Consider the following 20,637-nt stretch of genomic DNA (forward strand, 5'->3'; position numbering starts at 1 on the left):
CACAGAACGGGACAACGCTCCGCCCTGCGGCGCCTCCTCCCGGACCACACGCTGGATCATCACGCCGAAACGGACGCGGAATCCCCGATTCCCGCGACGGGGAGGCTGCATCCCGGAGGCCGCCATGCAGGTTGACTCGCTCAGCTCCTCGACCGTCACGACCACCTCGTCCGCCAAAAGCTCCTCGGCCTCGCTGGCCGGCAGCTACCAGTCCTTCCTGACGCTGCTGCTGAAGCAGCTTGAGGTGCAGGATCCGACCAACCCGGTGGACACCGCCCAATACACCAGCCAGCTCGTGCAGCTCTCCTCGCTGGAGCAGCAGATGTCCATGAGCGACAAGCTGGACGAGCTGACCTCGGCGGTGCAGGCGCTGGGAACCGGCAGTTCGGCGCTGGGCTATCTCGGGCGGACGGTGACGGCGGAGGGCGACACGACCGCCCTGCAGAACGGCGCGGCCAACTGGGAATATTCGCTGAACAGCGAGGCCGCGTCGGTCACCCTGACGGTGCGCGACGAGGACGGGGCCATCGTCTACCAGGACAGTGGCGCCACCGGCCAGGGCAGCCATTCCTTCACCTGGGACGGCACGGGCCGCGACGGCGCGGTCCACACGTCGGGCGCCTACAGCCTGACCGTCACCGCGCTGGACTCCAGCAAGGCCGCCGTCGCCACCGAAACGCGGATCAAGGGCACGGTCACCTCCGTGGACACCTCCGGCACCAGCGCGGCGCTGGGCATCGGCGGCGTCAGCGTGCCCGCCGACGACGTGCTGTCGCTGAGCTGAGCCGCCCCCTCCCGGCTTCCTCACCGGCCCCCTCCCCCTTCTTGCGACAGGTGCGACGATGAGCATCACCAGCGCGATGTACAGCGCCACGTCCGGCCTGATGGCGCAGAGCAAGGCGCTCGCCTCCATCTCCAGCAACATCGCCAATTCCAGCACGACCGGCTTCAAGAGCACCGGGACGAACTTCAACTCCTACATCAACAAGACCTCGACCATCGACGAGCAGACCGGCGGCGTGCTCGCCACCACCTACCGCAACGTCAGCGCGCAGGGCGAAATCCAGTCGTCGTCGGTCTCCACCAACATGGCGATCAACGGCGAGGGCTTCTTCGTGGTGTCGGAGGAGACGGCGGACGGCACCGTCGCCTTCACCCGCAACGGCTCCTTCTCCACCGACGCCCAGGGCTACCTGTCGAACAGCGAGGGCTACTATCTCTACGGCTGGGCGCTGAACGCCAACGGCACCGTCGCCGCCGGCAACAAGGGGTCGGTGGACAGCCTCATCCCGGTCAACGTCGCCAACATCAAGGGCACGCCCAAGGCGACCTCGACCATGGGGATCGACGCCAACCTGCCCTCGGACGCGGACACCGGCGACAGCTTCACCACCGACATGGAGATGTTCGACAGCCTGGGCGTCAGCCACTCCATCACCCTGAGCTGGACCAAGACCGGCGAGAACACGTGGGAGTTGGACGCCTCCGACCCCGTCATGTCCTCCGACTCCACCCGGACCACCGGGACCATCGCGGGGTTCCCCATCCAGCTCTCCTTCAACACCGACGGCACGCTGTCCTCCGCCGCCACGGTGGCCGCCGACGGAACGACGACCCCCGCCGACCTGTCCGCCCTGTCCTTCACCGTCGACGGATGGACCACCGGGGCCGGCGACAGCGCGGTCGCGCTGAACCTCGGCACCGCCAACAGCAACAACGGCCTGACGCAGCACGCGTCGGGCGACAGCACGCCCTCGGTCAGCGTCGAGACCACGACGCAGAACGGCTACAAGCCCGGCTCCCTGACCGGCACGACCATCGGCAAGGACGGCATCGTCCGCGCCGTCTTCGACAACGGCGAGACGCGGGCCATCTACCAGATCCCCATCGCCACCTTCGCCAACGCCGACGGGCTGGAAAGCGTCACCGGCACCACCTTCACCCAGACGGCGGCGGCCGGTCAGTACCAGCTCCGCACGGCGGGCGACGCCAAGGCCGGGACGGTGACGGCGGGCGCGCTGGAAAGCTCCACGGTCGAGCTGACCGACGAGTTCAGCCGCATGATCGTCGCCCAGCAGGCCTATTCCGCCGCCTCCAAAGTCATCACGACCTCGCAGGACATGATGGACACGCTGATCGCCATGAAGCGCTGACGGCGGTGACAGCCATGCAGCCCGCGCAACCGCTTCTCGACGGCGAAGCCGCTCTGGACGCCGAGCTGCGCCGCCTCGCCCGGCGGGTGGACCGTCACCGGTCCCAGCCGGTTCCGGGAGCGGCGGAGCGCCTCGCGCTGATCGACGACCTGCTGGGCCTGCGGGCGCGCATCGCCGCGGCGCGGGCCGCAGTGCAGGCGGCGATCCGCCAGACCGGCAGCGCCCAGCGCGCCGCCACCGCCTACCGCCGCACCGGCGCACTGCGCGGCTGACGCCTCGACGGATGCCCGCATTCGCCCTTCCCAACCCTCTCCCCTCTGGGGAGAGGGTGGCCCGGAGGGCCGGTGAGGGGGGTGCGCATGGCGGTTTGTCCGGCACACGCGCAACCCCCTCACCCTAAACCCTCTCCCCAGAGGGGAGAGGGAACACATCAAGGAAACCCGCCATGCTCCCCACCCCGCACAGCCCGCCCACATCTCCCAGGCCCGCCGCCCGCCCGGACCCGGTGGCGGTCATCACCCGCTTCGTCGCGGAGTTGGAAGGGCACGCGGAGCGCGCCGCCAGCGCCGCGCAGGAGGGGCGCGCGGTGGACGCCCTGCGGGCGGCGGGCGCCATGCAAATGCTCCTGCACAGCCAGGCCGGGACGCTGCGCGACGCGCTGGCCGCGGCGCAAAGCAAGCGCGTGCCGCTGGAAACCCGGCTGACGGTGCGCAAGGCGCTGGACGGCGCGCTGGCCCCGCTCGGCCGGTCGGTGCGCGCGCTGGAAGCGCAGGCGAAGGCCCGGCAGGCCCGGCAGGCGGCCATCGGCGCCGCGCTGCGCGCCGCCGCGTCCGTCGCCGGCCCGACGCGTTCCTACGCGGCGCTCGGTCGGATGGCCGGGGCGAAGCACTTCGCCGTCACCGCCTGATCCGCCGCCGAGGAGATCCGTCATGTCCCTGCGCGTCGCCGGCAGCATCGCCACCTCCGCGCTGCGCACCAACGAGGTGGGCATGGCGGTCGCCTCGGCCAACGTCGCCAACGCCGGCACGGAGGGCTACACCCGCAAGACCGCCAAGGCGACCGCGAGCGACACCGCCGTCGGCTTCACCGGGGTGGAGGTCGCCGGCATCGGCAGCACGGTCGACCGTTATCTGATGACGTCGCTGGTGTCGGCGCAGTCCGGGCTGGGCCTCAGCCGGACGGTCAGCGACTATCTGGACCGCTTCCAGGAGCGGCTGGGCGCCACCACTTCCGCATCGTCGCTCGGTTCGGTCATCGACACGCTGGGCGAGACGCTGGCCACGCTGGCGACCTCCCCGGAGAGCGGCAGCGCCAAGGCGGCGGCGGTGGACGACCTGACCGCGGCGGCGGAGACGCTGCGCTCCACCGCCAAGGCGGTGCAGGACCTCCGTGGCGAGGCCGACCACGCCATCGCCGACACGGTAACCCGCATCAACGGCACGCTCGACACGCTGAAGGACCTCAACGACCGCATCCAGACCGGCAAGGCGCTCGGCCAGGACACCGGCGACCTGGAGGACCAGCGCAACACCGCCCTGAAGAGCCTCGCCGGGGACATCGACATCCGCTACCAGACCGACGCCAACGGCATGGTCCGGGTCTCCACCTCCTCCGGCACGTCGCTGCTGGACTCCGCGGTGCACCGGCTGTCCTACACGCCCGCCACCACGGTCGGCGCCGGGACGAGCTTTGGCCCGATCACCATCGACGGCAAGGACGTCACCGCCTCCGTCGCCTCGGGCACGCTGAGCGGGCTGATCCAGGTCCGCGACAGGGACCTGCCGGCGCAGCAAGCCCGGCTGGACGAGCTGGCCCTGACGCTGAAGGACAGGCTGAACGCCCTCCACAACCAGGGCACCGCCTTTCCCCCGCCCAACGCGCTGACCGGCACGGCCACGGCCGCCGGAACGGACGCGCTGAACGGCAACGGTACGCTGCGCGTCGCCGTCACGGCGGCGGACGGCACGGCGGTGGAAGTTCTGGACCTCGACCTCGCCGCCTACGCCACCATGCAGGACGCGGTGGACGCCATCGACGCCATGGACTCGCTCTCGGCCCATCTCGACGCCCAGGGGCGGCTGGTCATCCAGGCCGACAACGCCGCGAACGGCGTGGCGCTGGGCGGCGACGGCACCGCGGGGGCGGACGGCCAGGGCTTCTCCGCCCGCTTCGGGCTGAACGACCTGCTGACCGGCACCGGCGCCGCCGACCTCAGGGTGAGCGACGCGATCGCCCAGGACAGCGGGCGTCTGGCGACCGGCGCGCTCTCCACCGCCGCGACGCTGGCCGCCGGCGGATCGGCGCTGTCCGCGGGTGAGGGCTCGGTGGCGCAGGCGCTGAAGACGGCCTTCTCCGGGGCGCAGTCCTTCGACACGGCGGGTGGCCTGTCCGGGAGGACGGGCACCTTCTCCCAGTATGCGGGCGCCATCATCCAGGGGGCGGCGACCGCCGCCACCCGCGCCGCCACCGCCTACGAGGACCAGGACTCCTACGCCAGCGGGCTGGAGTCGGCGATGGCCTCGCAGAGCGGCGTGAACGTCAACGAGGAAACCGCCGCGATCAGCAACCTGCAATCCGCCTATCAGGCCGCCGCCGCGGTCATGAAGGCGGTGCAGGAGATGTTCGACACGGCGCTGAATTTGGTCCGCTAAAGCGGATTGCAATCCGCTTTGGACCGCGACTGCGGTCCCGGCCGCGCATGCGGCCGGAGCCCGCCGGCGCATGAGGCATATGAAAGGGAGCCGGCATGGAACGGATCGCGACCTTCAACCACCAGAACCAACTCGTCCGCTACATGCTGGCGGCGGAGTCCCAGGTGGCCGCCGCCCAGGTGCAGGCGGCAACCCGCGAGGCATCGGTCGATTACAAGGGCATCGCCGGCGACAGTGGCCGCCTCGTCAATTTGGAGAGCCACTACCGCCGCTCAGAGCGCTACGTCGACGAGGGGGAGGTGGTCAACGGGCGCATCCAGACCATGCACGACGCCGTGGGCGGGATGATCGACCTCGCCAACCGGGTGCGCAGCCTCGTCGCCAGCCTCCAGGGGGCCGGCAGCGGCGCCGCGGACGGCATCAAGAGCGAGGCGCAGGCCCTGATGACGGAGTTCGCCGGATTGCTGAACACCCAGCAGGAAGGCCGCTACCTGTTCGCCGGGGGGCGCACCGACCGCGCGCCGGTGTCGCTGGACGGCCTGCCGGCGGCGACCAGCCCCTCCGCCGCCGACACGACCTATTACAAGGGCGATGGCAGCGTCTCCTACTTCCAGGCCGCCGACGACCTCATCGTCCAGTACGGCGTCACCGCCGACGACCCGTCCATCGAGAAGGCGCTGCGCTCCATCAGCCTGATCGCCAACATGCCGACCAACCCGGTGGACACCGCCCTGGTGGACGAGGCGTCCGACCTCGCCGACGCGGCGGCGGACGGGCTGACCGTGGTGCAGACCAAGCTCGGCTCCGCCTCCGCCACGTTGGAGCGGACCATCGACCGCCACCTGGAGGAGCAACTCGTCCTCCAGACCCACGTCGAGGACATCCGCAGCATCGACCTCGCTGAGGCGACGACGCGGCTGTCGCAGCTTCAGGCCAACCTGGAGTCGACCATGAGCCTGATGAAAATCCTCCAGCAGACCAACCTGAACGATTTCCTCTGAGCCGAAGATTCCGCGCCAGCTTTCGCGGCACCGGCCGTGAGACGCACTGAGGGCTGATGCACAGGCGGCCCCACCATCCGATCAGGCTCCGACCAGGAGGCACATCATGCCCGTCATCTCCACCAACACGGCGGCGAACTCCGCGCTGCGCTACCTGAACATCAATTCCGAGAACCAGGCCAGTTCCGTCTCCAAGATCGCCAGCGGCTCGCGCATCACCAAGGCGTCGGACGACGCGGCGGGCCTGGCCGTCGGCACCTCGCTGACCTCCGACATCACGGTGCTGAAGCAGGCGGCGACCAACGCCTCGCACGGCTCCTCGATCCTCCAGGCGGCGGACGGCGGCATGTCCCGCGTCTCCGACATCGTGCAGCGCATGCGCTCGCTGGCCACCCAGTCGCTGTCCGGCGCCGTCACCGACACCGAGCGCGGCTACCTCGACGCCGAGTTCCAGCAGCTCATCGAGGAGATCGACGGCATCGCGTCGGGCACCCGCTTCAACGACGACCCGCTGCTGGACGGCAACGGCGCCTGGGCCAGCGGCGTGGATTTCCGCGTCGGCACGGAAAGCACCGACAAGATCACCGTCACCATCGCCAACGTGAACACCACCGGCCTGTCCATCGGCACGCTGGACGTCGGCACCTCCGCCACAGCGAGCGCCGCGCTGACCGCGCTGGACACGGCGGTGGAAACGCTGTCGAGCGCGCGGGCCGACGTGGGCGCCCTGATCTCCCGCTTCGAGTTCCGCGGCCAAGTGCTGGACACCTCCATCGAGAACACCGAGGCGGCGCAGTCGGCGATCATGGACGTGGACGTCGCCGCCGAGCAGGCGGAGCTGGCCTCGACCAAGGTGCTGACCCAGGCGGCCATCGCCGTGCTGTCCCAGGCCAACGAGATGCCGCAGAACCTGCTGCAGCTGCTGCGATAAGGCCCGCCATCCCTCTCCCTTCGCCAAGGAGAGGGTTAGGGCGAGGGGGATGGGCCGGCGCCGAACGCACCGCCACGCACACACCCCTCGCCCGCCCCTTCCCCTGCCGGACCAACGCCCATGACGACGGTGTCCTCAACCTCATCCTCGACCGCCGCATCGACCGGCAGTTCGTCGCTGATCGCCAGCGGGTCGGGCACCGGCATCGACTATTCGGCGTTGATCGAGGCGTCGGTGCAGAAGCGCCTGTCCCGCGCCGACCGCATCGACACGACAATCACCGCCAACGAGGCCAGGATCACCGCCTATGAGGACATGCAGTCGCTGCTTCTGGCGGTGAACACGTCGCTGGACGGGCTGCGCAACCGCAGCGTATCGACCGGCGCCGGCAGCAACCTGTTCGAGGAGCGCACCGCCTATCTGTCGGGCGGCGGCTCCACCGCGGCGGGCGACGTGCTGTCGGTAACCGCGGCGGACGGGGCGGAGACCGGCACCTACTCCATCGTGGTGGAGCAGCTCGCCACCCGCCACAAGATCGGTGCGGCGACCACCGCCAGCCAGAGCGCCGCGCTCGGCCAGTCCGGCACCCTCTCGCTCGGCGTCGCGGGCGGCACCGCGGTGTCCATCGACGTGGAGACCGGGGATTCCCTGACCGACGTCCGCGACGCCATCAATGCGCGCAAATCCACCAGCGGCGTGACCGCCAGCATCGTGAAGGTGACCGACAGCCAGTACCAGCTGATCCTCACCGCCAACGACACCGGCAAGGCGATCACCCTCGACGACGGCGGCAGCGGCGTCCTGAGCGGCCTTGGCCTGACCGACGCGGACGGCGGCTACGCCAACGAGCTGGTGGCGGCCCAGAACGCCGTCGTCACCGTGGACGGGGTGCGGGTGGAGCGCAGCAGCAACACCATCGCGGACGCCGTCGACGGGCTGACCTTCGACCTCTACGCCGCCCTGCCCGGCCAGACGATCGGGGTGGAGATCGGCACCGACCTGTCGTCGATCAAGGGCGCGATCACCGGCTTCGTGGACGCCTACAACGCGTTCCGCGCCTTCGCCCAGACCCATCAGACCGTCGGCAGCGGCGGCACCGCCGGCAGCGACGCCACCCTGTTCGCGGACAGCCTGCTGCGGCAGGTCACCAAGTCGGTCTACGACGCGCTGAACGCCAAGGTGACGACGGACGAGGGCAGCACCCTGTCGCTGGCCAGCCTGGGCATCACCTTCGCCAGCGACAACACGCTGACGGTGGACGAGACGGCGCTGAACGCCGCGCTGACCGGCGACATCGACGCGGTGCGCACGCTGCTGGGGCTGGAGATGACCAGCTCCTCCGCCGACCTGAAGCTGCTGCGCTACGACCGCAGCCTCGGCCGAACGGACTTCACGCTGGACATCACGGTGGCCGAGGACGGAACCCTGTCCGGCGCGTCGGTGGACGGCGACTCCTCGCTGTTCCGGGTCAGCGGCAACCGCATCATCGGCAACGACGGAACCGCCTTCGCCGGGCTGGTTCTGGTCTACACCGGCGAGGGCGGGTCGGTGGACGTCGGCTTCTCGCAAGGGCTGGCCGACCAGCTCTACACCACGCTGAACGGCATCGCGGCGGAGGACGACGGCGACGTCGCCCGCATCGTCGCGCAGCTTGAGGCCGACAACACTGACCTGACCCGGCGATCCGACGACATCAAGACCAAGGCCGAGGACTATCGCACCCGCCTGACCGCCTACTACGCCCGGCTGGAGGCCAAGGCGGAAGCCGCGAACCTCCTGCTCCAGCAGCTGAAATACAAGGAAAGCAGCGACGACTGACGGCGCCGCGCGCCCGTCGCCTCCATTTCCCCACCCGAAGGACCCGCGCCATGCGCAACCCGACCCTGACCAAGGCCCTGTCCGCCTACGCCTCCGCCAACAGCGCGGCGATGCCGCCCCTGTTGGCCGTCGTCCGCCTCTACGAGACGGCGGCGGCGCATCTGCACCAGGCGCGCGACGCCGCGCGGGACGGCCGGTACGACGCCCATTTCCAGGCCATGGACCGCGCCATCACCATCCTCTTGGGGCTTGATTCCATTCTGAAATTGGATAAAGGTGGGGATGTCGCGGCGACGCTGCGGCGCTTCTACCGGTCCCTGGTCCGGCAGGCCGGTTTGGCCGCTGCGCGCCGGGACCCCGTGGCCGCGACCGAGGCCATCATCCGCCAGCTGTCCTTCATGACGAAGGCGTGGCAGACCATCGCCGCAGAACGCGGCGTGGTCCCCAGCTCAACCGGTGCTTCGACCAAAGGGTCGCACGCATCCGTGATCGGGAGATCCATGGATCATGCGCGCGGCGGCCTGTTTGGCTGAGGACGGCACGCGTCCGTCCGGCACCCTTTCCAATTCCGTGTCCAACAGGAACGTGGCCGGCTTGGCGGCGGAGACCGACGAGGTCCTGATGGCGCGCATCCGCGCCGGGGACCAGGCGGCCTACCGCGCGCTGGTCCACCGCCACCTGAAGCGCGCCTACGCGCTCGCCCGCCGCATGTGCGGCAGCGACGCCGAGGCGGAGGACATCGCCCAGGACGCCTTCCTCCAGGTCTGGCAGCGGCGCGACCACTGGACCGACGAGGGGGCGAAGTTCACCACATGGCTCTACCGGGTCGTGGTGAACCGCTGCATCGACCACAAGCGCCGCCCGGCGGGGGAGGATCTGGACTCGGTGCCCGAGCCGCCGGACCATGCCCCCGACGCCGTCACCCACATCCAGCGCCGGCAGGTGGCCGCCCGCCTGCGCGACGCTCAGGACCGGCTGCCGCCGCAGCAGCGCGCCGCCCTCGCCCTTTATTATAACGAAGGCTTGAGCGGCGCCGAGATCGCAACCATTATGCAAATCAGCGTCACTGCTGTAGAATCGCTGCTCAAACGCGCCCGCCAGCAGCTTCGCACGCTGTTGCGCGCCAGCGCGCAGGCCGCCAGGGATTCGTTCGAAGACGGATGACGCGATGACCGAAGACCAGTTTCGCGAGCTGCTCGACCGCCACGGCGGCGATCTGGAACGCTGGCCCCGCGCGACGCTGCGGGAGGCGCGCCGCCTCCTCGCCCAGTCCGTCGCGGCCCAGGCCATGCTGGACGAGATGGTGACCGTCGAACTCGCCCTGACGGAAGCGGACGGCGATGCAGCGCCCCCCGCCGATCTGGCCGACCGCATCTTCGAACGGGCCTTCGGCGCCCGGACGGCGTCCTCCGACGCCCTGACTCCCGACGCGGCACCGGTTCCCGGCACGAACCGCCCCGTCTGAGCCGCCACTCTTCAAACACAGCGAAACGACGCGGCGGCATCCGGCCGTGGTGGTTCAATGCCGCCGCAGCGAGGGGGCCTGGGGATGGGTGCGCCGGATCGGGCGGGCGGAAGGGCGCGGCCCCGGCGCCTCCACACCCGCCCGGCGCGCCAGGGCGGCGGCGCGGCGAAGCTCCGCCGCGATGCGCCCCAGCGCCGCGGACAGCGGCTCGCCCGCGCGGGGATGGAAGACCCGCATGGACGGGTACCAGGGACGCACGCCGCTGCCGAGATGGGTCCAGTCCCGCGCGCCGAAGCGCCAGACCGGCACGCCCAGCGCGCCGGCCAGCTCCGCCACCGAATTGGCCGGCGCGATCACCAGATCCAGGTTGGCGGTGAGCGCCGCCGTTCCTTCGAAATCGTTCTTCAGGTCGAGCCGCTCCAACTCGTAGATGGGCACGCCGAAGCGCGCCTCCGCCCGCTGGATCTCCGTCTCGCAGTCGTCGTACTGGAGGTTCACGAAGGTCACCCCCGGCACGCCCAGCACCGGCCCCCATTCGCCGAGCGGCAGATAGGCCCATTGCCGCTCGACGGTCATCAGCTGGCTGCGCCACGCGATGCCGACGCGCAGGTCCCCGCCGATGCCGTCCAGTTGTTGCCGCCAGTCCAGCAGCCGCGCCGGGTCGGGAAACAGCCAGGAGGATCGCGGCGGGAAGTCCGCCAGCCCACCGCGCAGGTAACGCGGCAGCGAGCCCGCGGGACTGTGCAGGTCGCAGTCCACCGCCTCCACCAGCGCCCGCCCCCGCAGCGGCTGCTCGGCCCGGACGATGGCCTTGGGGAAGGAGCGGGCGAACAGCGGCAGCAGGCGCGGCTCGCATTCGATCACCACCTGGTCGGCCTGTCGGATGGCGTCGGCGTAGCAGGAGGCGAACAGGAACTCGTCCCCCACCCCCTGCTCGCGCCAGATGAACAGCCGCTTGCCGGCCAGCGGCTCGCCGCGCCATTCGGGGATGGAGAAGCGCCGTTCCCGTCCGGCGCGGCCGGCGGCGAAGCGGCAGGCGTAGTTGGCCCAGCCGTCGGCCAGCGCGCCGCTCTCCAGCTCCGCCAGACCGCGGTTGAAGCGGGCGAGCGGGTGGCCCGGCGACGCCGCCGCGGCCCGGTCGAACCAGCGCAGGGCATCGCCGCCGCCGCGCCGCTGCACCGTCAGGCCGAGCGTGCACAGCGGATCGGCCAGGGCCGGCGCCAGGGCCAGCGCGCGGCGGCAGGCCCGCTCGGCCTCCGCCAGCCGGCCCTCGCCGCTCAGCGCGTAGGCCAGGACGCCGTGAAGCGCCGCGTGCTGCGGGGCCAGCGCCAGCGCCCGGCGGAGTAGGACCCCCGCCTCGGCGAAGCGGTCCTGGTCGCGCCGCGCGCCGCCCAGATTGCCGAGCGCGTCCGCCTGACCGGGGTCGAGCGCCAGCGCCGTCCGCCACGCCGCCGCGGCCTGGGCGGTCGCGCCGAGGTCGCGCAGCGCGTTGCCGAGGTTGTTCCAGGTCGCGGCCTGGCGGCGGTCGAGCGCCAGGGCGCGGCGGAGCCGGCGCACCGCCGCCCGCGGGTGGCCGGCGGCCCGTTCCAGCACCGCAAGGTTGACCAGCGCCGCGCCGTCGGCGGGGGACAAGGACAGGAGCACGGCGAAGGCCCCCGCCGCCTCCCTCCAGCGTCCGGCACGGCGGCAGGCGTCGGCCAAGGCCGCCCATACGTCCGCCCAGCCGGGTTGCAGCCGGACGGCGCGCCGGAACCAGCGGATGGCCGCCTCCGCCCGCCCCAGCCGCGCCGCCGCCAGCCCGAGCAGGAAGACGCCCTCCGCCCGTGCCGGGTCGTGAAGCACCGCTTCCCAGGGCGAGCCGTCCCCGCCGCGCCGGCTGGCCGCCGGCGCGCTGTCGTGATGATCCGTCATGGCCTTGCGCTTTATGTCCTGGAACCGGCCGAGCCGTCGGACGAGCAGGGTGATGCTGTCCAGCGGCTTTCTCCGTGCCGACCTGCCCCCGATTGCCCAAAAATGTTCCCGCCCTTGATACGGGAAGCCCCGCCGCGCTCCTGCGCGGGTTTGAGCAATTTTTGCAGCCGATGACGAAAACAATCGGTCGCCCGCGCGGCCTCCCTTGGCCGCTCGGACCGTTACGGAGTGGGATCAGCGGCCGCCGGGTGGCAGGGATCGCCCCACCCCGCGCAGGAACAAGGCCCAGGCCTGATCGAAGAACCGGTCCTGGGACTCCGTCGACGCGTAGGTCTTGCGCCCCCGCATGGAGTCGTTCGACGGGCCGGACACGATGGAGTGCAGCAGATGCGCGGCGATCATGCGCGGATCGTCACCGCCCAGCTTGCCGTCCCACTGCGCGGCGGCGACCAGGGCGACCAGCCGCTCGGTGACCGGATCGTCCTCCTCCGGACCGAGGAGGATCGCTTCGCTCAGGGCGATCCGGTTCAGCGCGACCATGTCCGGTTCCAGGTTCATGGCGAGAAACCAGCGGGCGACGCGCTTCAAGCGCGACAGCGCGTCGCCGTCCGCGGAGCCGATCTCGGCTTCGAGACCGTCCAGGGTCCGCGCGCGCATCCGCTCGGCCACCGCCGCGAAGAGCGCCGCCTTCGACGGAAAGCGTCGATGGATCGTGTCGCTCCCGACGCAGCAGGCGGCCGCGACCTGCCCGATCGAGGTCGCCGCAAAGCCCTGGGCCGCAAAAAGCCGAGCCGCCATGTCGATGATCCGGTCGGAGGGGCCGGTGGCATCCTCCTTGGGAGGGCGGCCGACCCATACCGCGGTGCGCGACGATTCCATCATCATTCCTCTGCCTGCACCGCCCGATCCCGGGCAGACCGGACCTCGACACCTGAGTCATCCGGGGCCGCCGGCCGGCGCCCTTTCCTTAGCAGACGAACGCCGCACCGCCTACATCCAAAGCGAGCAAGACCAAAGCGCCGCAGCGCCGCGCGGGCCGTCCGCCGCCATCCGCATCACAACCGGATATAGCAGCCGCTCGATGCCGTCCTGTTTGCTTCGGAAAGAAACCGCCATCGCCAAGGACGCGCATTTGCCTCCGCTCCTTCGGGCGGACGAACGGCGCAGGACCGGCGGCCCGTCGCGCCGGTCCTACTCGTAGACGGCGTTCCGGACATCGGTTGGAAACACCCCCGGCCGTCCGCATAGACCTTGGCGAGCGGGAGGGATCGCGCACCGAGAAGCCGGTGTCATCCATGCCGAGCGGCGCGATGATCAAGGGCATGTCCCGTGCAGGCACAGGACGGCGCGTCCGACGAGGCGCTGGCGTCGCTCGCCGAACACGCGGTCGCCACGATCGAGCGGCATCGCGCGTAACACCTCCGCCATGCCCGCGCGGCTCCGTCCTGTTCGCGCGTGCTTCTTCCCTACCGCTCCCACCGGCGGACGATGGCGTCGATGGTGCCGTCCTGCTTGAGCTTCTCGTAGGCGGCTTGCAGCCGCGCGGCCTTTTCCGCCCGCGGCTTGGGGACCGATATGTAGCGCGGCACCATGGCCAGCGGCTTGGCCAGGATCTTGACCGAACCCGTCCGGCCCTCGCTGTCGGCCAGGGATCGCAGCACCTGCGAATCACCGGCGATGGCATCGACGCGGCCGAGCAGCAGGCGGCGGAACGACACGACGTTGCTGCTGCTGGACACCCGCTCGAACAGGGGCGACCTGTCGAACTCGGGGGTGTATTCGAAGCCGTCGACGACGCCGATCCGCAGGCCCCGCAAATCCTCGATGCCCGTGTAGGTGATCTCGGCGTTGCTGCGGACCATGAGCACGGTCGCGCCGACGCGGTAGGGACCGATCAGATGGCCACGCTCCAGACGGCGCGGCGACGTGAAGAACTGAAAGGCGACATCCACCTCGTTCTCGTCGTGAGCCCGCACCACCTCCGGCCAGCCCATGGGGCGGTGAACCGGATAGACGCCGATGTCCTTCAGCAGGGCATCGACGATCTCCGTGTCCATTCCCGTCCGCTTGCCGCGCTCGGTGTAATTGTACGGCGGGAAATAGTCCTCGGACGCGACCGTCCAGTTCTCCGCGCGCGCCGGGTTCGACGCCAGAAGCAGGGCCGGAACCAAGGCGGCCAGCAGCCCCGCCACGGTCATCATCGCCTTCGCCAGACACGCGCTCACCCTCGTCCTCATCAACCCTCTCCGCTCACATCCTGACACCGCCGGTCGCGGGGCTCCGCGTACAGGGCAATCCGGTCGTCCTCAATGGGAAAAGAGCGGGCGGGTGTGATATCGCACCGGAGACGGCGCGCACGGCCCCCAGCCGGACACAAAAAGGGCCGGCCCCGCCCGCGAAGGGGGGAGCCGGCCCCACTCACCGATCCCGGCCGGTCAGGCGGCGGCGCGCAGGCGCATCGCCCCGACCAGGTCCTCGATGGTCACCACCGGCATGCCCTGGCGCTCGGCGAAGGCGACCAGTTCGGGCAGGCGGGCCATCGTGCCGTCGGGGTTCATCACCTCGCACAGCACCCCCGCCGGACGGCGCCCGGCCAGGGTGGTCAGCTCGATGGTCGCCTCGGTGTGGCCGCGCCGCGCCGCCAAGCCCCCGGCGTGGGCGCGGATCGGGAAGACATGGCCCGGCCGGGCGAGGTCCTCCGGCCGGCAGCCGTCGGCGATGGCGGTGCGGATGGTGGTCACCCGGTCCGCCGCCGACACGCCGGTGGACACGCCCTCCCGCGCCTCGATGGAGACGGTGAAGGCGGTGCCGAAGCGCGCCGTGTTGCTGCCGACCATGGGCGGCAGGTCGAGGCGGCGCGCGTCGGCGTCGGTCAGGATCAGGCAGACGATCCCCGACCCTTCGCGGATCAGCAGGGCCATCTGTTCGGCGGTGATCGTCTCGGCGGCGTAGATGACGTCGCCTTCGTTCTCGCGGTCCTCGTCATCGACGACGACCACCCCGCCGCCCTGGCGGATCGCCTCCACGGCGCGGGTCACCCGTTCCTCGGCACTGCCGAAGCGGTCGAGAAGGCCGGCGGAGGCGGAGTTGCTGGCAAAGGTCTGATTCACGGTTCTCACTCCGGTTGGGGCGAGCCTGAATCAGGGCGCAAAGAGACTTCCGGCGGCGCGCGGGATGCCCCGCGCGAACCGCCGTCGCAGGCCAGCGCACGCGCCCCACGCGCCACGCCAAGGCGCGACGCGCGGACCACGGTCGATGACCGGCTCGTCCTCTTCCATCCGGACTGTCACCGTCGGCTCCGGCCTTGAACCGGATCTGCTGACCTCCCCGCCTGACGGCCGGGAGCGCTCGCGGGCTCCCCCTCTTGCGAGGGGCTACCGCCGGTCGGGATTTTCACCCTGCCCTGAGAACAAGCGTCTGTTGCGCCGCCCCCGGATGGGGACGGCACCGCCAGCGTCCCCCAGCGGGCCGGGCAAAGTCAAGGCCGCTTCGTCCCGCCGGCCGGCCCCTCGGTCCGGCGCAGCAGGTAGTCCAGCCCGCCCAGCCGGTACCAGCGGTAGCCGTAGGGCTCCAGCACCAGGCAATGCCGCCCGTCCTCCCCGGGATCGTTGTGGTCCTCGGCCAGCAGATTGACCAGCCGCGGCGATTCCCCCGTGCCATCGACCGCCAGCGTGACCTCGTGGGGACGGTCGTCGAGGTTGTGGACGACCAGCACCGAGTTGTTGCGCCAGTCGTAGCGGATCGCCAGCACCGCGTTCGATCCGGTGGGCAGCACCTGGAAGTCGCCCCAGCCGATTTCCGGGCATTCCTTGCGCATGCGGATGATCCGCTCGGTCCAGTTCAGCAAGCTCGACGGCTCGCGGCGCTGGTGGGCGGCGTTGATCCGCTCGTAGCCGTAGGCGCCGCCGCTGATGACCGGGTGCACGGGGTCGTCCGCCTTGGTGAAGCCGCCCTGCGGCTCGTCCGACCACTGCATAGGGGTGCGGGCGCACTCGCGCTCCGGCAGGGACAGGTCGTCGCCCATACCGATCTCGTCGCCGTAGCGCAGCACCGGCGTGCCGGGCAGCGTGAACAGCAGGCTGTAGGCCAGTTCCAGCCACCGCCGGTCGCCGCGCAGCATCGGGGCGAGGCGCCGCCGGATGCCGCGGTCGTAGAGCTGCATGTCCTTGTCCGGCCCAAAGGTGTCGAACACGCGCTTGCGCTGCGCCTCGGTCAGGCGGCCGAGGTCCAGCTCGTCGTGGTTGCGCAGGAACAGGCCCCACTGGTTGGTGCTGGGGCGCGGCACCCGGGTGACGTCCAGCGCCTTGACCAGCGGCCGCGTGTCCGCCGTCGCCAGCGCGTAGAACAGGGTCTGGTTGACCTGGAAATTGAAGACCATCTGCATGCGGTCGCCGTCGTCGCCGAAATACTCCTGGTCGACGGTCGGCAGCACGTTGGCCTCGGCCAGCAGCACCGCGTCGCCGCACCGCCACTGCACGAACTCCCGAAAGGTGCGCAGCATGTCGAACTGCTCCTTCGGCTTCTTCACGTCCGGACCCTTGGTCGCGATGACGAAGGGCACGGCGTCCATGCGGAAGCCCGACACGCCCAGCTCGATCCAGAAGCCCATCACCTTCAGCAGTTCGGCCTGCACCTCCGGGTTGGCGGTGTTCAGGTCCGGCTGGAACTCGTAGAAGCGGTGGAAGTAGTAAGCGCGGGCCTCCTTGTCCCAGCTCCAGGTGGTCTTCTGCACGCCGGGAAAGACGACGCCCTGGTCGGCGCCGTCCGGCTTCTTGTCCGACCAGACGTACCAGTCCCGGTAGGGGGAGTCCGGGTCCTTGCGCGCCGCCTGGAACCAGGGATGCTGGTCCGAGGTGTGGTTGACCACAAGGTCGATGATGAGGCGGATGCCGCGCTGCTTGCAGGCGTGGCTGAACTCCACGAAGTCGCCCAGCGTGCCGTAGCGCGGGTCGACGTTGTAGTAGTCGGCCACGTCGTAGCCGTGGTCGCGCATCGGCGACGGCTGGAACGGCCCCAGCCAGACGCAGGTCACGCCCAGCCCCTGCAAATAATCCAGCCGGCGCTGCAGGCCCTGGAAGTCGCCGACCCCGTCGCCGTTGGCGTCCATGAAGGTGCCGAGCGACAGGTTGTAGATGACCGCGTTCTTGTACCAGAGATCCTTGATCATGCCCCGCCCCGCCCCAGACGCGGCGCCCGCCGCCGCTCGTCCTAGGCCATAACAGGGCCGACCGGCCGAGGTCCCGCCGCTCCGCCGAGCCAACCGTAAGGGGGTGTCCTACGCCCTTAGGAAAAAGGTTAATGTATAGTTAAAGTCACAAGAAAGCCTTCAATCCTGCCCGCATGATGTCCCCCAAGACGCACAGAACCAGGGGAATCGTGCCATGAAGCGTGCCATGCGCCAGAACGCCGCCCGGAACGGGGCCGCCCAGAGCCCCGCCACCCAGACCACCACGACGCAGGCCGTCAGCTACAGCTACGGGAACAACGCCGGCACCCTGGCGGCGGCTCCCGCGGCGCCGGTTCCCACCAGCTTCGCCCCGGTGACCATCAACTACGCGGAGACGCGGGCGGATGGCGGGTTCGGCTGGGACGTGAAATACGACCTCGGCTTCGATGGCACGGCCTTCACCGTGCAGACCCGCATCCACCTGACCGGCGACGACGCCGGGTCGCTGAAGCAGGTCTGGGAGCAGGGAATCGAGGGGATCTGGGGCGACAAGTACAGCCTGTCGGACGGCACCAACAGCTACGCCATCCGCTTCGACGTGCAGTTCGTGGCGGCCGGGAACCAGCATTACGACGTGAACGTCAGCAACAGCTACGGGCGCTGCGACATGCTGAACTGGTGCACCCAGACCGACTGGGGGCCCGATTACCAGGACGAACTGGCGGCCCACGAATTCGGCCACATGATCGGCGCCTTCGACGAGTATGCGGGCGGCGCCACCTACGGCAACTTCGCCGCGACCGGCACCATCATGTCGGACCTGACGCCGACGCTGCGCCCCAACTACATGAACTCCATCGATTATTACGCCGAGCAGTTCACCGGCAAGACCTTCCAGATCGTCGAGATCCCGAAGAACCTGACGCTGACCGGCAACACCTGGGCCGACAGCCTCTATGGCGGGGCGGGCAACGACACGCTGAGCGGGCTGAGCGGCAACGATCAGCTGTTCGGCGGCGCCGGCAACGACCTGCTGTGGGGCGACGCCGGAAACGACACGCTGCGCGGGCAGGCCGGCAACGACGCACTCCATGGCGGCTCGGGCGCCGACCTGCTGATGGGGGACGAGGGGAACGACACGCTGTGGGGCGATGCCGGCAACGACACGCTGTGGGGCGGCTCGGGGGCGGACCTGTTCGTCTTCACCCGCGGCGGCGGTCAGGACCGCATCGCCGACTTCAGCCGCGCGCAGAACGACCGCATCCAGATCGCCTCCAACATGACCTACCGCCTGGGATCGGACGGCAGCGGCAGCGCCCTGCTCGACTTCGGCAGCGGCGACCGGCTGACCCTGGCCGGCATCGCTCCGAACCAGGTCACCTCGGCCTTCTTCACCTACGGCTGAGGCAGCCCGTACCGCAGGAACTGGACGCGGGTGTCGCCGTAGCGGCGCTCGTCCAGCTCCGCGAAGCCGGGCGGCAGGGGCAGCGGGTCGCGCCCGGCGACCTCGACCACCAGGACGGCGCCAGGGGCCAGCCAGCCGGCTTTCGCCAGCCCGGCCAGCGCCCTCGGCGCCAGATCCTGGCCGTAGGGCGGGTCGAGGAAGCCCAGCGTGCAGGGGCGGCCCGTCGGAGGCGGCGGGCGGGTGGCGTCGGCGCGCAGGACCGCGGCGTTCGCCCCCTCCCCCAGCGCCGCGACGTTGGCCCGAACGGCGTCGAGCGCGGCGCGGCCCAGGTCGAGGAAGCTGGCGTGGGCGGCCCCGCGGGACAGCGACTCCAGCCCCAGGGCGCCGGTTCCGCAGAAGGCGTCCACGACGACGGCGCCCTCCAGCAGGTCGGCGCCGTCCGGCCCCCAGTCAGCGTGGGATAGGATGTTGAACAGGGATTCGCGGGTGCGGTCGGTGGTCGGCCGCGTGTCGCTCCCCCCCGGGGCGGCCAGCCGCCGCCCGCGGTGCTTACCGCCGACGATCCGCACGGGTCCGCTCCGGCCCGCGGCCACCCTCGGAGGCGCCTCCGCCGCCACGCGGCTTCGGCCCCGGCTTCCCACCGCCGCCGGGCTTGCCGCCCTTCAGCGTCAGCGTGCCGGGCTTGCCCGCCGGCTTGCCGTCCGGTTTGGTGGAAGCGGGCCTAGCGGAAGCGGGCTTCCCGGAAGCGTAGCCGCCCGAGGCCGGCTTGGCCGGGCCGCGCCGCTCGGACGCGGCCTTCGGCTCCGCCTTGGCCCAGCCGGCCTTGGCGTCGCGCGGCTTGGACGCCTTCGCCGGAGCGGCGGAACGGCCCTTGGCGCCTTCGGTGCCAGTGCTCTCGCTCTTGGCGGCGGCCTTGGCGGAAGAGGTCTTGGCGGCAGAGGTCTTGCCCTTGGCCTTGCCATCCTCCGCCGGATCGGCGCCGGTGAAGAATCGGGACACCTGCTCGCGCACCACGCGCTTCGGCACCTCCTCGACGGCGCTCTCCTCCAGCTTGCCGAGCTGGAAGGGGCCATAGGCGACGCGGATCAGCCGGTTCACCTGGAGGTCCAACGCCTCCATCACCTTGCGGATCTCGCGGTTCTTGCCTTCCTTCAGGCTGACGGTCAGCCAGGCGTTGCGGCCCTGGATGCGGTCGAGAACGGCTTCGATGGGACCGTACTTCACCCCCTCGATGGTCGGTCCCTTCGCCAGCTCGGCCAGCTTCACCTCGTTCACCTCGCCGAAGACGCGCACGCGGTAGCGGCGGGTCCAGCCGGTGGCCGGCAGTTCCAGGAAGCGGGCCAGCTCGCCGTCGTTGGTCAGCAGCAGCAGCCCTTCGGTCGTCAGGTCGAGCCGACCGACCGAGATGACGCGCGGCATGTCCGGCGGCAGCCGTTCGAAGACGGTGGTGCGCCCCTTCTCGTCGCGGGCGGTGGTGACCAGCCCGGACGGCTTGTAATAGCGCCACAGCCGCGCCGGTTCCGGCTCGGGGATGACCTTGCCGTCCACCTGCACGACATCGCCGGACCGCACGACGCAGGCCGGGCTGTCCAGGGTCGTGCCGTTGACGGCCACGCGGCCGTCGGTGATCCAGCGCTCGGCGTCGCGGCGCGAGCACAAGCCCGCGCGCGCCAGCCGCTTGGCGATGCGCTCGCCGGCATCGGGCTCGCCCGCGTCCGCATCGGCGGCGCCGGGCATGGCTTTGGAATGTTCGTAATCGGGGGTGTCCATGGGCACGGACCATAGGGCTTGCAAGCCCCGCCCGCAACCCACGGCACGGGGTCCCCGCCGTTATTCTTCGAGGCGGAAGCCGACCTTCATCACCACCTGGAAGTGGGCGACCTTTCCACCGCTGACGTGGCCGCGGATCTCGCCCACCTCGAACCAGTCCACGTTCTTCAGCGTCTTGGACGCCCGCTCGATGCCGTTGCGGATGGCGTCGTCGATGGTGGTCTCGGCGGTGCCGACGATTTCCACCTTCTTGTAGACATGGTTGCTCATGATCGTCCTCCCTGTTTCGTCCGATGCTTAACAACGCCGGAGGGCGTTCCGCGGCTTGACGAAAACAGGGACCGCCGGGCAGGGTGCCCCGCATG

Annotated in this window: 20 protein-coding genes and 1 riboswitch; of the genes, 12 read left to right on the forward strand and 8 right to left on the reverse strand. The window is 70.5% G+C overall.

Going from position 1 to position 20,637, the window contains the following annotated elements; genetic code table 11:
• Positions 1-124: 124 nt before the first annotated feature.
• The 11 genes from FBZ83_RS09405 to FBZ83_RS09455 all read left to right on the forward strand — a co-directional run bounded on the left by FBZ83_RS09405 (position 125) and on the right by FBZ83_RS09455 (position 10,019).
• Positions 125-784, forward strand: a complete 660-nt coding sequence (locus tag FBZ83_RS09405; protein WP_145682221.1) for a flagellar hook assembly protein FlgD — start codon at positions 125-127, stop codon at positions 782-784.
• 58 nt (positions 785-842) lie between these two features.
• Positions 843-2,153, forward strand: a complete 1,311-nt coding sequence (flgE, locus tag FBZ83_RS09410; RefSeq protein ID WP_145682222.1) for a flagellar hook protein FlgE — start codon at positions 843-845, stop codon at positions 2,151-2,153.
• Positions 2,154-2,167: 14 nt separating this feature from the next.
• Positions 2,168-2,425 (forward strand): hypothetical protein, encoded by a 258-nt coding sequence (locus FBZ83_RS09415; protein ID WP_145682223.1) that lies wholly within the window; start codon positions 2,168-2,170, stop codon positions 2,423-2,425.
• Positions 2,426-2,598: 173 nt separating this feature from the next.
• Entirely contained in the window at positions 2,599-3,060 is a 462-nt protein-coding gene (locus FBZ83_RS09420) for a hypothetical protein (RefSeq protein WP_145682224.1), read from the forward strand.
• Positions 3,061-3,082: 22 nt separating this feature from the next.
• Positions 3,083-4,804, forward strand: a complete 1,722-nt coding sequence (gene flgK / locus FBZ83_RS09425) for a flagellar hook-associated protein FlgK (RefSeq protein WP_145682225.1) — start codon at positions 3,083-3,085, stop codon at positions 4,802-4,804.
• Between the two features lie 95 nt (positions 4,805-4,899).
• Entirely contained in the window at positions 4,900-5,805 is a 906-nt protein-coding gene (locus FBZ83_RS09430; RefSeq protein WP_137115733.1) for a flagellin, read from the forward strand.
• A 106-nt stretch (positions 5,806-5,911) separates the two neighbouring features.
• Positions 5,912-6,736 carry a flagellin gene (locus FBZ83_RS09435; protein ID WP_145682226.1) on the forward strand — a complete coding sequence of 275 codons (825 nt, stop codon included), beginning with the start codon at positions 5,912-5,914 and terminating at the stop codon, positions 6,734-6,736.
• Positions 6,737-6,856: 120 nt separating this feature from the next.
• Positions 6,857-8,554: a flagellar filament capping protein FliD gene (fliD, locus tag FBZ83_RS09440; RefSeq protein ID WP_145682227.1), complete on the forward strand. Its 1,698-nt coding sequence runs from the start codon at positions 6,857-6,859 to the stop codon at positions 8,552-8,554.
• Positions 8,555-8,604: 50 nt separating this feature from the next.
• Positions 8,605-9,087 carry a flagellar export chaperone FliS gene (fliS, locus tag FBZ83_RS09445; protein ID WP_145682228.1) on the forward strand — a complete coding sequence of 161 codons (483 nt, stop codon included), beginning with the start codon at positions 8,605-8,607 and terminating at the stop codon, positions 9,085-9,087.
• A 52-nt stretch (positions 9,088-9,139) separates the two neighbouring features.
• Positions 9,140-9,718, forward strand: coding sequence for an RNA polymerase sigma factor (locus tag FBZ83_RS09450; protein ID WP_432612490.1), 579 nt, complete (start codon positions 9,140-9,142; stop codon positions 9,716-9,718).
• Between the two features lie 4 nt (positions 9,719-9,722).
• The gene (locus FBZ83_RS09455) at positions 9,723-10,019 is read left to right on the forward strand and encodes a hypothetical protein (protein ID WP_145682230.1); all 297 of its coding nucleotides are present in this window, start codon (positions 9,723-9,725) and stop codon (positions 10,017-10,019) included.
• Positions 10,020-10,073: 54 nt separating this feature from the next.
• On the opposite strand, the gene FBZ83_RS09460 is transcribed toward FBZ83_RS09455, so the two are convergent.
• The 5 genes from FBZ83_RS09460 to FBZ83_RS09480 form a co-directional block, all read right to left on the reverse strand.
• Entirely contained in the window at positions 10,074-11,930 is a 1,857-nt protein-coding gene (locus FBZ83_RS09460; RefSeq protein WP_145682231.1) for a tetratricopeptide repeat protein, read from the reverse strand.
• Between the two features lie 234 nt (positions 11,931-12,164).
• The gene (locus tag FBZ83_RS09465; RefSeq protein ID WP_247888239.1) at positions 12,165-12,809 is read right to left on the reverse strand and encodes a TetR/AcrR family transcriptional regulator; all 645 of its coding nucleotides are present in this window, start codon (positions 12,807-12,809) and stop codon (positions 12,165-12,167) included.
• 587 nt (positions 12,810-13,396) lie between these two features.
• Positions 13,397-14,167 (reverse strand): substrate-binding periplasmic protein, encoded by a 771-nt coding sequence (locus FBZ83_RS09470; protein ID WP_145682232.1) that lies wholly within the window; start codon positions 14,165-14,167, stop codon positions 13,397-13,399.
• Between the two features lie 198 nt (positions 14,168-14,365).
• Positions 14,366-15,040, reverse strand: a complete 675-nt coding sequence (ribB, locus tag FBZ83_RS09475; protein ID WP_145682233.1) for a 3,4-dihydroxy-2-butanone-4-phosphate synthase — start codon at positions 15,038-15,040, stop codon at positions 14,366-14,368.
• 152 nt (positions 15,041-15,192) lie between these two features.
• Positions 15,193-15,345, reverse strand: a riboswitch (FMN riboswitch).
• Positions 15,346-15,408: 63 nt separating this feature from the next.
• Positions 15,409-17,097 (reverse strand): alpha-amylase family protein, encoded by a 1,689-nt coding sequence (locus FBZ83_RS09480; RefSeq protein ID WP_145682234.1) that lies wholly within the window; start codon positions 17,095-17,097, stop codon positions 15,409-15,411.
• A gap of 214 nt (positions 17,098-17,311) precedes the next feature.
• Here FBZ83_RS09480 and FBZ83_RS31645 point away from each other — a divergent pair, with 214 nt between their 5' ends.
• Positions 17,312-18,502: a calcium-binding protein gene (locus FBZ83_RS31645; RefSeq protein WP_145682235.1), complete on the forward strand. Its 1,191-nt coding sequence runs from the start codon at positions 17,312-17,314 to the stop codon at positions 18,500-18,502.
• Here FBZ83_RS31645 and rsmD read toward each other — a convergent pair.
• The 3 genes from rsmD to FBZ83_RS09500 are packed head-to-tail and all read right to left on the reverse strand — an operon-like array spanning position 18,493 to position 20,542.
• A complete protein-coding gene (gene rsmD, locus FBZ83_RS09490; protein ID WP_247888240.1) occupies positions 18,493-19,071 on the reverse strand; it encodes a 16S rRNA (guanine(966)-N(2))-methyltransferase RsmD in 579 nt (192 codons plus the stop codon). The two genes, FBZ83_RS31645 and rsmD, sit on opposite strands and share 10 nt — an antisense overlap.
• Positions 19,052-20,272, reverse strand: coding sequence for a pseudouridine synthase (locus tag FBZ83_RS32525; protein WP_145682237.1), 1,221 nt, complete (start codon positions 20,270-20,272; stop codon positions 19,052-19,054). The genes rsmD and FBZ83_RS32525 overlap by 20 nt, the downstream gene beginning before the upstream one ends.
• Positions 20,273-20,332: 60 nt before the next feature.
• On the reverse strand, positions 20,333-20,542 hold the full coding sequence (locus tag FBZ83_RS09500; RefSeq protein ID WP_014239544.1) for a dodecin: 210 nt from the start codon (positions 20,540-20,542) through the stop codon (positions 20,333-20,335).
• Positions 20,543-20,637 lie beyond the last annotated feature (95 nt).

Origin of the sequence: Azospirillum brasilense, from assembly GCF_007827815.1 — a bacterium.
In the GTDB taxonomy this organism is placed as follows: domain Bacteria; phylum Pseudomonadota; class Alphaproteobacteria; order Azospirillales; family Azospirillaceae; genus Azospirillum; species Azospirillum brasilense_C.

Excerpts from the sequence above, each read along its gene's own strand:
- FBZ83_RS09405 (WP_145682221.1), top strand. The coding sequence starts at position 125 with ATGCAGGTTGACTCGCTCAGCTCCTCGACCGTCACGACCACCTCGTCC.
- flgE (WP_145682222.1), top strand. The coding sequence starts at position 843 with ATGAGCATCACCAGCGCGATGTACAGCGCCACGTCCGGCCTGATGGCG.
- FBZ83_RS09415 (WP_145682223.1), top strand. The coding sequence starts at position 2,168 with ATGCAGCCCGCGCAACCGCTTCTCGACGGCGAAGCCGCTCTGGACGCC.
- FBZ83_RS09420 (WP_145682224.1), top strand. The coding sequence starts at position 2,599 with ATGCTCCCCACCCCGCACAGCCCGCCCACATCTCCCAGGCCCGCCGCC.
- flgK (WP_145682225.1), top strand. The coding sequence starts at position 3,083 with ATGTCCCTGCGCGTCGCCGGCAGCATCGCCACCTCCGCGCTGCGCACC.
- FBZ83_RS09430 (WP_137115733.1), top strand. The coding sequence starts at position 4,900 with ATGGAACGGATCGCGACCTTCAACCACCAGAACCAACTCGTCCGCTAC.
- FBZ83_RS09435 (WP_145682226.1), top strand. The coding sequence starts at position 5,912 with ATGCCCGTCATCTCCACCAACACGGCGGCGAACTCCGCGCTGCGCTAC.
- fliD (WP_145682227.1), top strand. The coding sequence starts at position 6,857 with ATGACGACGGTGTCCTCAACCTCATCCTCGACCGCCGCATCGACCGGC.
- fliS (WP_145682228.1), top strand. The coding sequence starts at position 8,605 with ATGCGCAACCCGACCCTGACCAAGGCCCTGTCCGCCTACGCCTCCGCC.
- FBZ83_RS09455 (WP_145682230.1), top strand. The coding sequence starts at position 9,723 with ATGACCGAAGACCAGTTTCGCGAGCTGCTCGACCGCCACGGCGGCGAT.
- FBZ83_RS09460 (WP_145682231.1), bottom strand. The coding sequence starts at position 11,930 with ATGACGGATCATCACGACAGCGCGCCGGCGGCCAGCCGGCGCGGCGGG.
- FBZ83_RS09465 (WP_247888239.1), bottom strand. The coding sequence starts at position 12,809 with ATGGAATCGTCGCGCACCGCGGTATGGGTCGGCCGCCCTCCCAAGGAG.
- FBZ83_RS09470 (WP_145682232.1), bottom strand. The coding sequence starts at position 14,167 with ATGAGGACGAGGGTGAGCGCGTGTCTGGCGAAGGCGATGATGACCGTG.
- FBZ83_RS09480 (WP_145682234.1), bottom strand. The coding sequence starts at position 17,097 with ATGATCAAGGATCTCTGGTACAAGAACGCGGTCATCTACAACCTGTCG.
- FBZ83_RS31645 (WP_145682235.1), top strand. The coding sequence starts at position 17,312 with ATGAAGCGTGCCATGCGCCAGAACGCCGCCCGGAACGGGGCCGCCCAG.
- FBZ83_RS32525 (WP_145682237.1), bottom strand. The coding sequence starts at position 20,272 with ATGGACACCCCCGATTACGAACATTCCAAAGCCATGCCCGGCGCCGCC.
- FBZ83_RS09500 (WP_014239544.1), bottom strand. The coding sequence starts at position 20,542 with ATGAGCAACCATGTCTACAAGAAGGTGGAAATCGTCGGCACCGCCGAG.